Here is a 12921-nt window from a genome sequence, read left to right on the forward strand (position 1 = left end):
GTGGCCATCGAGCCGAACTCAGCGCTTCTTCTTGTCCGGCCGCGGCTCGTCGTCGCCGAGCAAGGTCAGCTGTCCGTCGCCGGGGATATCGCGTTCGAGCCGGTCGAGTTCCTCGCGGAAATCGGCCACGTCCTCGAACGAGCGATACACCGAGGCGAAACGCACGTAGCCGACGTGGTCGAGCTTGCGCAGTTCGGCCATGACGAATTCGCCGACCCGGCGCGAGGCGAGTTCGCGTTCGGCGGTCATGCGCAGCTGATGCACGACCGCGCGCACCGCCGATTCGATCTGTTCTTCCGAGACCGGGCGCTTTTGCAGCGCACGGTCGAAACCGCCGCGCAGCTTGCGCGCGTCGAAGGCCTCGCGGCGGCCGTCGCCCTTGATGATCACCGGCAGTTTGAGTTCGATCGTCTCGATCGTGCTGAAACGTTCCCCGCAGGCCTCGCAGACGCGGCGGCGGCGGATGGTCGCGCCGTCGTCGGACACGCGCGAATCGATGACCCGGGTGTCGACGTGCTGGCAGAAAGGACAATGCATCAATACACCGTAGGTCGGGACGGAAGTTGGGAACCGCAGCGTCCGGAACCGATCATTTGTGCCGCCGGAACCCGTATTTCGGCCCGTCCGGGTAAAAACGCATGCTCACATTGCCATAGTCGGCGACCGCGCGGCCATCGCGAAGCGCGGGCTCGTAGGTGACTTGCCTGGCGAATGCGAGCGCGGGCGCGTCGAACACGCTGTCGTTGCTGCAGATCACCATCGCGTCGCGGGTGCGGCCCTTGGCGTCGACGATGACCTTCACCACCACCTCGCCGACCTTGGCGCCCGCGGCAACGGGATAGACCGCCTCGGGCCGGTTGTTGGGTTCCGGCGCGCGGCTGCCGGGTTGCGAATACGTGTCCGGCGCATCGCGGCGATCGAGTTCGGACAGCCAAGGAACCCGATTGCGCGCATGGAAGTCGGAAATCTCGCGCCAGTTGGCGCGGTATTTTCTTGCGCCTTCCATGTACACCTGACAGGCCGGGATGTAGTACGTCTCGGTCATGCCGATGTCTTGGCTGAAGTCGGGTGCGTTCGGCGGCGGCCCCGGCATTTCGACCAGCGTCGCCCCGGCCGCTTCGGCCGGGGTCAGAGTCTTGTATTCGATCGCGGGCGGTTCGTACTTTCCGGCCGGCGGAGCTTCGGCCGCCTGCACGCTCAAGCATGCAAGCCAACCGACGGCCGCCAGCCGGAAAAGCGCCTTAGCCATACACCGGGAACTGCGCGCACTGCTTGGTCACGTTCTCGCGCACGCCGGCGATGACGTTCTCGTCCTTCGGGTTGTCTAGCACGTCGCAGATCCACTCGGCCAGGGCCACGCAATCGGGTTCCTTGTAGCCGCGGGTGGTGACGGCCGGAGTGCCGATGCGCAGGCCCGAGGTCACGAACGGCTTCTGCGGATCGTTGGGCACCGCGTTCTTGTTGACGGTGATGTGGGCGCGACCGAGCGCGGCTTCCGCGTCCTTGCCGGTGATGCCCTTGCCGATCATGTCGACCAGCATCAGGTGGTTTTCGGTGCCGCCCGAAACGATCTTGTAGCCGCGCGCGATGATGGTCTTGGCCATCGCCTGGGCGTTCTTGACGACCTGGGCCTGGTAGTCCTTGAATTCGGGCTCCAGCGCTTCCTTGAACGCGACCGCCTTGGCCGCGATCACGTGCATCAGCGGACCGCCCTGGATGCCCGGGAACACGATGCTCTGCAGCTTCTTGACCAGCTCCTCGGACGCGCCCTTCGCCACGATGATGCCGCCGCGCGGGCCGCGCAGGGTCTTGTGGGTGGTCGAGGTGACCACGTGCGCGTGCGGCACCGGGGTCGGGTACACGCCGGCGGCGATCAGGCCGGCGACGTGGGCCATGTCGACGAACAGGTAGGCGCCGATCTTGTCGGCGATGGCGCGAAAGCGCGCCCAGTCGACGACTTGCGAGTAGGCGCTGAAGCCGGCCACGACCATCTTCGGCTTGTGCTCCAGGGCCAGGCGTTCGACTTCGTCGTAATCGATCAGGCCCTGCTCGTTGACGCCGTACTGGATCGCGTTGAACAACTTGCCGCTGGCGTTGACCTTGGCGCCATGGGTGAGGTGGCCGCCATGGGCCAGGCTCATGCCCAGGATGGTGTCGCCCGGTTCGAGCAGGGCGAAATACACCGCCTGGTTGGCCTGCGAGCCCGAATGCGGCTGCACGTTGGCGTAGTCGGCGCCGAACAGTTCCTTGACCCGGTCGATCGCCAGCTGCTCGGCGATGTCGACGTATTCGCAGCCGCCGTAATAGCGCTTGCCCGGATAGCCTTCGGCGTACTTGTTGGTCAGCACGCTGCCCTGGGCCTCGAGCACGCGCGGGCTGGCGTAGTTTTCCGAGGCGATCAGTTCGACATGGTCTTCCTGGCGGCGGGCCTCGTCGGCGATGGCCTGGGCGAGTTCGTCGTCGAATCCGGCAATACGGGTGTGGCTGGGGAACATTCGCGGAGCCTCGGAAAAAGAGCGGACGGAGGGGGGAGGAACCTCGGGGACAGGCAGGGCGGTGGCGAGAAGCGGCCGCCGCGCCCCGTTAATGCGGGGGTGGCTTGACGCAAGACTTGAAATGTTAGCCTAGGGGCGTATGGCGGCCAACCGCCAAGGCAGGGCTGCCACCGGCGCCCGACCCGGCGGACAATGACCGTCGCTCAACCCTCAGGGCCCGCCCCCACCGGCCGGTCCGGCCGCCAGGCTCACGGCGGCCCCGACTATGACAGCTTCAGTTCCGGATATTGCGACCATGAAATGGGTCTTCGTCTTCCTGTTCCTCGCCAGCGCGGTCTACGTCCACTTCCGCGGCCGGGTACGCCACCGCCTGGGCCGCCAGTTGCTCGACCACTCGACCTTCATGGCGCCGATCAACGTGCTGATGTACGCCTGCTCGCGGGTGCCGACCAGCCCGTACCTGAGCCCGGACCAGTATTTTCCCGAACTCGAGCCGCTGCGCGCGCGCTGGCGCGAGATCCGCGCCGAGGCCCTGCACCTGCGCGAACTGCAGCAGATCAAGGCCGCCGAAGGCTACAACGACGTCGGCTTCAATTCGTTCTTCCGCCGCGGCTGGAAGCGCTTCTACCTGAAGTGGTACGACGACGCCCACCCCTCGGCCGCCGAGCTGTGCCCGGTCACCACCCAGCTGTTGCGCGAAGTGCCCAGCGTCAAGGCGGCGATGTTCACCGAGCTGCCGCCCGGCGGCGAGCTGCGCCCGCACCGCGACCCCTACGCCGGCTCGCTGCGCCTGCACCTGGGCCTGGACACGCCCAACGACGACGCCTGCTTCATCGACGTCGACGGCCAGCGCTACAGCTGGCGCGACGGCGAATGGACCATGTTCGACGAAACCTATATCCACTGGGCCCAGAACGGCTCGGAGCAGAACCGGATCATCCTGTTCTGCGACATCGAGCGGCCGATGCGCTGGGGCTGGGCGCGCGGCCTGAACCGTTTCATCGCCAAGCGCCTGATCGCGGCCGGCGCCTCGCCGAACAACGAAGGCGACAAGACCGGCGGGATCAACAAGGCGTTCAAGTACTTCTACAGCCTGCGCTTGAAGGCCAAGGGGCTGAAGGAGCGCAGCAAGGGGACGTATTACTTCTTCAAGTACGCGGCGGTGGTGGCGGTGGTGGCGTTTATTGTTTGGCTTTGAGGGATGGGGCCGGGAATCGGGAATCGGGAGTCGGGAGTCGGGAGTCGGGAGTCGGATAGAGCGTAAAGCTCCAGCACTGCCGGTTGCGCAAACTGTCCGAAGCAGCGCACTCCCCGTCTTAACGCCCTTCCCTACCGTCATTCCCGCGAACGCGGGCTCGGCTTTACTTCGGCGGAGCCGAGCATCCAGTGCCTTTCGTGCGAGAACGCCTGAAGTCACTGGATTCCCGCGTTCGCGGGAATGACGTTCTGGTGAGATGACGCTGAAGTCTCTGGATTCCCGCCTTCGCGGGAATGACGTTCTGGTGAGATGACGCTGAAGCCTCTGGATGTTCGGCTCCGCCGAAGTAAAGCCGAGCCCGCCTTCGCGGGAATGACGGCCGGGAAGGATCACGCTGACGGCTCCGCACGCATCCTGCCCAGCCGAATCAACCCCCATCACCCCCGAACCACCCACACCGGGCCATTTGAATCCGCGCCCCGCTGCCACCATCTGTTTGATCCATCCATCCCCCGCGCTGGAACCCAGCCAGCGCCTGCGGGATAATCCCCGTTTCCCGTCCGCCCACTCCGGCCCTACCCGGCCCGGCTCGGCACGCCCCTGCTTCGGAGTTCGCATGCAATACATCTACACCATGAACGGCGTCAGCAAGACCGTGCCGCCGAAGCGTCAGATCATCAAGGACATCTCGCTGTCGTTCTTCCCGGGCGCCAAGATCGGCCTGCTCGGCCTCAACGGCGCCGGCAAGTCGACCGTGCTCAAGATCATGGCCGGCGTGGACCAGGACTTCACCGGCGAAGCGCGCCCGGCCACCGGCATCAAGGTCGGTTACCTGGCCCAGGAACCGCAGCTCAACCCCGAACACACCGTGCGCGAAGCGGTCGAGGTCGGCGTCGGCGACGTGCTCAGCGCGCAGGCCGCGCTCGACAAGATCTACGACGCCTACGCCGAGGAAGGCGCCGACTTCGACAAGCTCGCCGCCGAACAGCAGCGCCTGGAAGCGATCCTCGCCTCGGGCGATGCGCACACCCTGGAACACCAGCTGGAAGTCGCCGCCGACGCGCTGCGCCTGCCGCCGTGGGACGCGATCATCGGCAAGCTGTCGGGCGGCGAGAAGCGCCGCGTCGCGCTGTGCCAGCTGCTGCTGCAAAAGCCCGACATGCTGCTGCTCGACGAACCGACCAACCACCTCGACGCCGAATCGGTCGAGTGGCTGGAGCAGTTCCTGACCCGCTACACCGGCACCGTGGTGGCCGTCACCCACGATCGCTACTTCCTCGAAAACGCCGCCGAGTGGATTCTCGAACTCGACCGCGGCAAGGGCATCCCGTGGAAGGGCAACTACACTGCGTGGCTGGAGCAGAAGTCCGAGCGCCTCAAGCAGGAAGAGTCCGGCGAAAAGGCCCGCCAGAAGGCGCTGGCCAAGGAACTCGAATGGGTGCGCAGCAACGCCAAGGGCGGCCGCACCAAGGGCAAGGCGCGCATGGCGCGCTTCGAGGAGCTCAACTCGGTCGAGTACCAGCGCCGCAACGAGACCAACGAGATCTTCATCCCGCCGGGCGAACGCCTGGGCGCGTCGGTGATCGAGTTCAAGAACGTGTCCAAGTCGTTCGGCGACCGCCTGCTGATCGACGACCTGAGCTTCATCATCCCGGCCGGCGCGATCGTCGGCATCATCGGCCCGAACGGCGCGGGTAAATCCACGCTGTTCAAGATGGTCACCGGCCAGGAAACCCCGGACAAGGGCGAGATCGTCAAGGGCCCGAGCACCAAGATCGCTTATGTGGACCAGAGCCGCGACAAGCTCGACGGCAACCACAACGTGTTCCAGGAAATCTCCGGCGGCGCCGACATCCTCAACATCAACGGGGTCGAGATCCAGTCGCGCGCCTACCTGGGCCGCTTCAACTTCAAGGGCCAGGACCAGCAGAAGATGGTCGGCACGCTGTCGGGCGGCGAACGCGGCCGTCTGCATCTGGCCAAGACCCTGCTGCAGGGCGGCAACGTGCTGCTGCTCGACGAACCGTCCAACGACCTCGACGTGGAAACCCTGCGCGCGCTCGAAGACGCGCTGCTCGAGTTCCCGGGCTGCGCGGTGGTCATCTCGCATGACCGCTGGTTCCTCGACCGCATCGCCACCCACATCCTCGCCTTCGAAGGCGACTCGCACGTCGAGTTCTTCCAGGGCAACTACCGCGAGTACGAGGACGACAAGAAGCGCCGCCTCGGCGAGGAAGGCGCGCGTCCGCATCGTCTGCGTTTCAAGGCGCTCAAGTGATGTCCCCGGCCGCGTCCGTCGCAGGACGGACGCGACCGGGTCCGGGCTCCACGCACGCGGTACCTATCGGCCGGTTCCCTCTCAACTACGCGTCATAAGGGCATTACCCGCATGCGCCTGATCATTGCCATCCTGATTCCGTTCCTGGCGTTCTTCACGATCGGCCGCCCCATCGCCGGCATCGTCTGCCTGATTCTGCAGATCACCCTGATCGGCTGGCTGCCCGCGGCGATCTGGGCGGTGTATGCGCTGAGCCAGTACAAGACCGACGAAAAAATCCGCAAGACCCTGGCCGAGCGCCGCTGAAGGCACGACGGCGTTCGACGGCGCGATACGCCCCGGGCAGCGGGCGCAAGCTTCAAGACCACACAGGAACGCTCCAATGACCGTATTGCACGCATTCGAACTCGAAGGACTGCGCCGCGCCGGCTCGCTGGTGTCGACCATCCTCACCACAATGCGCGAAGCCGCCTTCGCCGGCGCGGTGTCGCGCGATCTCGACGCGATCGGCGCGGCGATGCTGCGCGAAGCCGGCGCGCGCTCGGCGCCGCAGCTGACCTACGACTTCCCCGGCGCGACCTGCATCAGCATCAACTCGGTCGCCGCCCACGGCATCCCCGACGCCAGCGTGTTGCGCGACGGCGATCTGGTGAACATCGACGTCTCGGCCGAACTCGACGGTTACTTCGCCGACACCGGCGGCAGCTTCGTGGTCGGCGCGGCCAGCGCGGCCCAGCAAAAACTGCTCGACGCCACCTTGGAAGCGCGCGATAGCGCGATCGCGCAACTGCGCGCCGGCAACCTGCTCAACAGCATCGGCCGCACGGTCGAGACGGTCGCGGCGCGGCGCGGCCTGCGGGTGATCCGCAACCTCGGCAGCCACGGCGTCGGCCGCGCCCTGCACGAAGCCCCGGGCAATATCCCCGGCTACTACGACCCGCGCGACACCCGCCGCCTGCACGAGGGCATGGTGATCACGGTCGAACCGTTCCTGGCGACCCATTGCACCCACACCGACGAAGGCGACGACGGCTGGGCGATGCGCTGCCGGCGCGGCTTCGCGGCTCAGTTCGAGCACACGGTGGTGGTGACGTCGGGGGAGCCTATCGTCGTTACTTGATGGGGCGGGAATGGGGAATGGGGAATCGGGAATCGGTAGAAGCAAAGGCTGAGCGGTTCCAACTCAACTCCCACTCCCGATTCCAGACTCCCGATTCCCGACTCCCGATTCCCGATTCCCGATTCCCGATTCCCGATTCCCGAACAAAGGATCCAGCCTCATGACCTTCATGCAGACACTGCGCGACCGCTGGCAACAGGCCGGTACCCTGATCTGCGTCGGCCTGGATCCCGAGCCGGCCAAGTTCCCGGCGCATTTCGCCGCCAATGCCGACGCGGTGTTCGCGTTCAATCGCGACATCGTCGACGCCACCGCGCCGTACGCCTGCGCGTTCAAGCCGCAGATCGCCCACTTCGCCGCGCTGGGCGCCGAAGATGCGCTGACCCGCCTGATCGCCTACATCCATGCGAATCATCCGGGCATCCCGGTGATCCTCGACAGCAAGCGCGGCGACATCGGCAGCACCGCGCAGCATTACGCCAGCGAAGCCTTCGATCGCTACGCGGCCGATGCGGTCACCGCCAATCCCTACCTCGGCCGCGATTCGGTGCAGCCCTTCCTCGATCGCGCCGACCGCGGCGTGGTGGTGCTGTGCCGCACCTCCAATCCCGGCGCCGGCGATCTGCAGGACCTGCTGGTCGACGGGCGTCCGCTGTACCAGCACGTCGCCGAAAAAGTCGCGCGCGAGTGGAACGGCCACGGCAATTGTTCGCTGGTGGTCGGCGCGACCTGGCCGGCGCAGCTGCGCGAAGTGCGCGCGATCGTCGGCGAGGTGCCGTTCCTGGTGCCCGGCGTCGGCGCGCAGGGCGGCGATGTCGAGGCGGTGGTCAGCAACGCCAAGACCGCCGACGGCACCGGCCTGATGGTCAGCAGCTCGCGCGCGATCCTGTACGCGTCCAGCGGCGAGGATTACGCGCAGGCCGCGGCGAGCGCGGCGAAGTCGCTGCGCGATCAGATCAACCGGTACCGATGATGGCCGCGCGGATGCAGTCCGGGCTCGATGCGTTGTCCTTGGCGCAGATCGAATCCGCGGTGCAGCGCCTGTACGACCTGGGCCGGATCGAACTGATCCATCGCGGCATGATGCCGGAGGCCGAAGTGTTCGCGTGCCGCTACCAGGGCCGCCGCTTCAACCTGAAGTACGACCTGGCCTACGGCGCGCAGCTGCAGGCCGTCGCCGCGTTTTCGCACGACGAACTCGATGCGATCGCCGCGTCGCTGGTGGCCGCGGCCGATCAATGAACCGACTGGTCGCGGACGCGATGCGTGGATTGCGCTCGCCGCCCGCCGAACCGCATCGTCAGTCCGCGAACACCTGCAGCTCGCCGTCGCGATGCACGAACAAGGCGTGCGACAGGTTGTAGGCCGAGGACTGCGCGATCTGCGCGGCGATGTCCTTGAGCGAATCCAGACTCTGGCGATCCTCGCTGCCGCAGACCATCACCTCGTCGCGCGCGGCGATCGCGAACACCGGATCGCCCTGCACCTGGATGCGTTCGGCCCAATGCTCGAACAACAGCACCATGCTGGCGTCGTAGTTGCGGTCCAGCCGCGCCACGAAGCGGCCGTCGGCGCCCTGCACGTTCAACTCCGGCAGGAACCGGCTCAGGTTGCTCAGGGCCTGAGCGCGCAAGGCTTCGCCGTCCAGACCGCCGCGTTCGGCGTCGGCCGGCGACAGGAAACTCATCGAATCGGGGGTGTCTTCGACATAGGTCAGGACCAGATCGCCGGCCAGCGGCTCGACGATAAAGGGAATGCGGTCGCCGGCGCCGGTCGAGCGCGCCTGCTGCAAGGCGATCTCGTGCCAGCCGCGGGTCTTGAGCACCGGCAGGATCGTCGCCACGTCGAGCGCCGCGGGCCGGTCCAGGCCGCGCTGCACGTCGCGCGCCGAGGCGATCTGGTCGGCGAACACCGCCTCCAGCGAATCGGGCGCATCGAGGTAGCGCTGGTAGCTGTTGCCGAGGAAATGAGTGGCCTTGAAGCCGTCGGGCAGCGACCAGTCGATGCGCGCATCGGAGACCAGCGCGCCGTGGGCGATGCTCAGTTGCGCCTCGGGCCAGGCGGCGCGCAGCGCGGCCGCGTAACGGTCGGCGAAGCTGTGCAGATCCATCGGGTGCGCGGGCCCGCCGTGGTCGCGCTTGCCGCCGAACAACTTGCTGAAAATGGACATGACCGGTTCCCTGTGGTCGTTGGTCGGCCGACTATACGACCCGGCCCCGGGGCGGCCGTACTCACAATCGTCACATTCCCATCGAGCGGCTAGGCTGCGCTCATGGACCCACGCACAGATCGCACACGCCGGCGCCTGCTCGCCACCGCCCTCGCCGCCGGCGCCGTGCTCGGTACCCGCGCGCTGCCCGCTGTCGCCGCCGCGAGCGTCGCCGCGAACGCGCCGGCCTCGCGTTCGCGCCTGATCCTGCTCGGCACCGCCGGCGGGCCGACGCCGAAGGCGCTGCGCGCCGCGCCCGCCAACGCAGTGGTGGTCGGCGACGCGATCTACGTGGTCGACTGCGGCAACGGCGTGGCCCGGCAGATGGCGCTGGCCGGGCTGTCGCTCGGCGCGGTCCGCGACGTGTTCATCACCCACCATCATTCCGATCACAACGCCGATTACGGCAACCTGCTGTGGCTGGCCTGGGCCGCCGATCTGCGCCACCCGGTCGACGCCTGGGGGCCGCCGCCGCTCCAGCGCATGACCCGGCGGTTCCTGCAGCTCAACGACACCGACATCCGCACCCGCATCGCCGACGAAGGCCGGCCGCCACTGGCGCCGCTGATCCGGCCGCACGAACTGCGCCGCGGCGGCGTGGTGATGCACGACGATCGGGTCAAGGTCACCGCGGCGCTGGTCGATCACCCGCCGATGGCTCCGGCCTTCGCCTACCGCTTCGACTGCCCGGATCGCTCGATCGTGTTTTCCGGCGACACCCGGCCCAGCGAGGCCCTGGTCGAACTGGCGCGCGGCGCCGACGTGCTGGTGCACGAGGTGATGTACCTGCCGGCGCTGGAGCGATTGATCGCCAGCGAAGCGCAGGCCGCGCGGCTGCGCCAGCACTTGCTCGACAGCCACACCACCACCGAGCAGGTCGGACGGTTGGCGACTCAGGCCGGGGTCAAGACCTTGGTGCTGACCCATTTCGTGCCCGGCGGGGATGCGTCGCTGACCGACGAGGTCTGGCGCGAAGCGGTGGCGCCGTATTTCAAGGGCGAATTGGTGATCGGGCGGGATCTGATGGAGCTGTGAGGTCTGATGGAGCTGCGAGGAAAGATACGCCGTGTCCCTTCTCCCGCGATGCGGGAGAAGGTGCCCGAAGGGCGGACGAGGGCGAGTGCGGCGAATGGTGAGGTCGATACAGGCCTCGCGCCCTCACCCCAACCCCTCTCCCGCGCTGCGGGAGAGGGGCTCGTTGCGCGGCATCGGCGAAATGGCGCTCGCAGTCGGGTAATGCCATCGATTGGCCGCGCAATGCAGCTTGCTCCGAACTATCGATGAGCGCGTGCGACGTCAAAAAAGCCGGCGATGCCGCGAGGTTTTTTGTGGGAGGAGCTTCAGCCCCGACGCTCTTGTCTCAGATCGCCGAAAACCTGGAGGCCTCAAGCGACACCGCGAGCTGAGCGAAAAGCGTCGGGGCTGAAGCCCCTCCCACAAACGACCTCGTGGCCGCGACGATCACCGCTCGGCGCGCTCAGTGCTGAACGCTCAGCGAAACGCCGCGCGCAATGCCGCGATCGGAAACCGCAACCAGATCGCCGCGAACACGCCCGCGCGCACCAGCGCGCCGCGGCGCGGGGCTTCGAATTTGCTGAAGTAACGCCACAGGCCGCGGTGCTTGTTCCATTCCACGAAGAACGGCCGCGAACGGCTGGACACGCCGCGCACGTGCATCACCCGCACGTGGTTGGCGACCGCGACGGTGGCGTCGCTCTCTCGCACGCGACGGCACAGGTCGAGGTCTTCGGCGTGCAGGCGATAGCCTTCGTCGAAACCGCCGATGCGCGCGAACAAACGCCGCGGCATCAGCATCAACGCGCCCGAGGTCGCGTCCACCGTTTGCAGCTCCTGGCGGTCGTCCGGCGCCACCGCCATCTTCGGCGCGGCCCACGGGCGCAGCAGGCCGGCCAGCATCGCGCCGAAGTCCGGATCGCGCCGGCGCACGGCGGCGTCGCGTTCGTCGTGCTCGTTGACCAGGTCGGCGCTGAGCAGCGCCTCGCCGAGCGGCGCGGCCAGCGCATGCAGGCGCACGAAGGTGTCGGGTTCGACCATGCAGTCGGGATTGACGAACACCAGCCAGTCGTCGGCGCGCGCCGGTTCCAGGTCGGCCACGCCCTGGTTGCAGCCGACCGAGAAGCCGGGGTTGTCGGGATTGGCGACGAAACGCAGGCGCGGGTCGAGCGAGGCGTGGCGCTGCACGATCTCCAGGGTGCCGTCGTCGGATTGATTGTCGACGACGCGGATCGCGGCGACGCCGGTGCAGTCGCGCAGCCGGCCCAGGCATTCGTCGATGGTCGCGGCGCTGCGGTAGCTGACCACGATCGCCTGGAATTCCGCCGAGGCCGGCAGGGGGCGCGGATCAGAGGAAGAGGTCACGTTGCGGTTCCGGTGGGCCGACGCGTTCGAGGCGTTCGGCGAGGTGTTGGCGCAGCTCGCGCAAGGGATCGTGCATCAGGAAATTCGCCAGCCGCGCATGCCAGTCGGGCCAGCGCGAGGCCAGCGCGTCCATGTCGCCGTCGCTCGGGCGGCCTTCGCCCAGGCGCGCGACGTAGGCGGTATCGCACAGCACGTTGCGCCAGCCCAGGCCGGACAGGCGCAGCGACAGGTCGGTCAGCGCGGCGTACCACGAGCCGTAGCTGGCCGCGTCCAGGCCGCCGGCGCGGCGGCGCGCGCTGCCGCGCAGCAGCACGGCGTGGCCGATCGCCGCCGGCAATTCCGGGTGTGCGGCCGGCATCTGCGCCAGCGCGCGGGCCAGGCGTTCGGCGTCGTCGGCGTCGGGCAAGGGCGCGATCTCGCCGATGCGCGGCCACGCGGCGGCTTCGCCGGCGTTGCACCACGGCGTGGCCGAGGCGATCGCGCGATCGACCGACAGGCACGCGCTCAGGCGCGACAGCCAGCCCGGCGCGGGCACCGCATCGGCGGCGAGCACGGCCACGTCGGCCTCGCCGCAGGCGCTGAGCACTTCGTCCAGGTGCGCGACCTCGCCGATGCCACGCTGGCGGCGGCTGTAGTCGGCCTTGAGCGCGGTGCGCTGCAGCCAGCGTTCGATGATGGCGTAGCCGCGCGGCCCGGATTGGGCGTCGTCGGCCAGCCACACCCGCGTACCCGGCGGGGTGCACAACTCCAGCGCGGCCAGGCAGGCGTCGAGGGCGTCGTCGTCGACGCCGACCGGCACCACCACGATCGGCAGTTCGCTCATGGCGCTTGCGCGTGCATGACGCGGGCGGTGGGCGGCGCAATCCCGGCCGGGCCGCGCGCGGGCGGCGGCGCGGCGGGGTGGAGCGCGGACGGGTGCTGACGTTCGGGCATCTGCGCGTTCGTAAGGGACGCGCATAGTGTGCGCGATCGGGGACGGGTGCGGGTGATGGCGGTGTCGGGGCGCCGGGTACGGGCCGGGGCGGCGGATACGGGCGCTTTTGTGGGAGGGAGCTTTGGCCCCGATGCTTTTCTTTCAGATCACCTTGCCGGAACGAAAAGCTTCGGGGCTGAAGCTCCCTCCCACAAAAGCCCCCGGCAATAGGCTCCGTCTTGAGAGGCGTTTCCGGTCGACGCCGAACGGGGCAATCCAACGCAAACGGGGCCGGCGATGCCGGCCCCGTTCGATCCGCCGCCGTGGAA

General features: G+C 67.8%; 13 protein-coding genes. 7 read left to right on the top strand and 6 right to left on the bottom strand.

Going from position 1 to position 12921, the window contains the following annotated elements:
- Nucleotides 1-18: 18 nt before the first annotated feature.
- The 3 genes from nrdR to glyA are packed head-to-tail and all read right to left on the bottom strand — an operon-like array spanning nucleotide 19 to nucleotide 2495.
- Nucleotides 19-537, bottom strand: coding sequence for a transcriptional regulator NrdR (gene nrdR, locus KME82_RS20310; RefSeq protein ID WP_036104695.1), 519 nt, complete (start codon nucleotides 535-537; stop codon nucleotides 19-21).
- A 52-nt stretch (nucleotides 538-589) separates the two neighbouring features.
- Nucleotides 590-1195: a TonB family protein gene (locus KME82_RS20315; RefSeq protein ID WP_252255849.1), complete on the bottom strand. Its 606-nt coding sequence runs from the start codon at nucleotides 1193-1195 to the stop codon at nucleotides 590-592.
- A 46-nt stretch (nucleotides 1196-1241) separates the two neighbouring features.
- Nucleotides 1242-2495, bottom strand: a complete 1254-nt coding sequence (gene glyA / locus KME82_RS20320) for a serine hydroxymethyltransferase (protein WP_215495617.1) — start codon at nucleotides 2493-2495, stop codon at nucleotides 1242-1244.
- A gap of 295 nt (nucleotides 2496-2790) precedes the next feature.
- Between glyA and lpxO the strand changes: the two genes are divergently transcribed.
- The 6 genes from lpxO to KME82_RS20350 all read left to right on the top strand — a co-directional run bounded on the left by lpxO (nucleotide 2791) and on the right by KME82_RS20350 (nucleotide 8333).
- Nucleotides 2791-3693 carry a lipid A hydroxylase LpxO gene (lpxO, locus tag KME82_RS20325; RefSeq protein WP_215495618.1) on the top strand — a complete coding sequence of 301 codons (903 nt, stop codon included), beginning with the start codon at nucleotides 2791-2793 and terminating at the stop codon, nucleotides 3691-3693.
- A gap of 616 nt (nucleotides 3694-4309) precedes the next feature.
- Nucleotides 4310-5971 carry an energy-dependent translational throttle protein EttA gene (gene ettA, locus KME82_RS20330; protein WP_056105863.1) on the top strand — a complete coding sequence of 554 codons (1662 nt, stop codon included), beginning with the start codon at nucleotides 4310-4312 and terminating at the stop codon, nucleotides 5969-5971.
- A 111-nt stretch (nucleotides 5972-6082) separates the two neighbouring features.
- Nucleotides 6083-6277, top strand: a complete 195-nt coding sequence (locus KME82_RS20335; RefSeq protein WP_215495619.1) for a YqaE/Pmp3 family membrane protein — start codon at nucleotides 6083-6085, stop codon at nucleotides 6275-6277.
- A gap of 76 nt (nucleotides 6278-6353) precedes the next feature.
- Complete coding sequence (map, locus tag KME82_RS20340) at nucleotides 6354-7091, top strand: type I methionyl aminopeptidase (RefSeq protein ID WP_215495620.1); 738 nt, start codon at nucleotides 6354-6356, stop codon at nucleotides 7089-7091.
- A 160-nt stretch (nucleotides 7092-7251) separates the two neighbouring features.
- Nucleotides 7252-8064 carry an orotidine-5'-phosphate decarboxylase gene (gene pyrF, locus KME82_RS20345; protein ID WP_215495621.1) on the top strand — a complete coding sequence of 271 codons (813 nt, stop codon included), beginning with the start codon at nucleotides 7252-7254 and terminating at the stop codon, nucleotides 8062-8064.
- A complete protein-coding gene (locus KME82_RS20350) occupies nucleotides 8064-8333 on the top strand; it encodes a hypothetical protein (RefSeq protein WP_215495622.1) in 270 nt (89 codons plus the stop codon). Before pyrF ends, KME82_RS20350 begins: the two co-directional genes overlap by 1 nt.
- Nucleotides 8334-8391: 58 nt before the next feature.
- Here the strand turns inward: KME82_RS20350 and KME82_RS20355 are convergent, their stop codons facing one another.
- Nucleotides 8392-9261, bottom strand: coding sequence for a hypothetical protein (locus KME82_RS20355; protein WP_215495623.1), 870 nt, complete (start codon nucleotides 9259-9261; stop codon nucleotides 8392-8394).
- Between the two features lie 102 nt (nucleotides 9262-9363).
- Between KME82_RS20355 and KME82_RS20360 the strand changes: the two genes are divergently transcribed.
- On the top strand, nucleotides 9364-10335 hold the full coding sequence (locus KME82_RS20360) for an MBL fold metallo-hydrolase (protein ID WP_215495624.1): 972 nt from the start codon (nucleotides 9364-9366) through the stop codon (nucleotides 10333-10335).
- A 456-nt stretch (nucleotides 10336-10791) separates the two neighbouring features.
- Here KME82_RS20360 and KME82_RS20365 read toward each other — a convergent pair whose 3' ends face one another.
- Complete coding sequence (locus KME82_RS20365) at nucleotides 10792-11679, bottom strand: glycosyltransferase family 2 protein (RefSeq protein WP_252255442.1); 888 nt, start codon at nucleotides 11677-11679, stop codon at nucleotides 10792-10794.
- Nucleotides 11663-12502 (bottom strand): glycosyltransferase, encoded by an 840-nt coding sequence (locus tag KME82_RS20370; protein ID WP_215495625.1) that lies wholly within the window; start codon nucleotides 12500-12502, stop codon nucleotides 11663-11665. Before KME82_RS20370 ends, KME82_RS20365 begins: the two co-directional genes overlap by 17 nt.
- Nucleotides 12503-12921 lie beyond the last annotated feature (419 nt).

Source organism: Lysobacter capsici (assembly GCF_018732085.1).
Taxonomy (GTDB): domain Bacteria; phylum Pseudomonadota; class Gammaproteobacteria; order Xanthomonadales; family Xanthomonadaceae; genus Lysobacter; species Lysobacter capsici_A.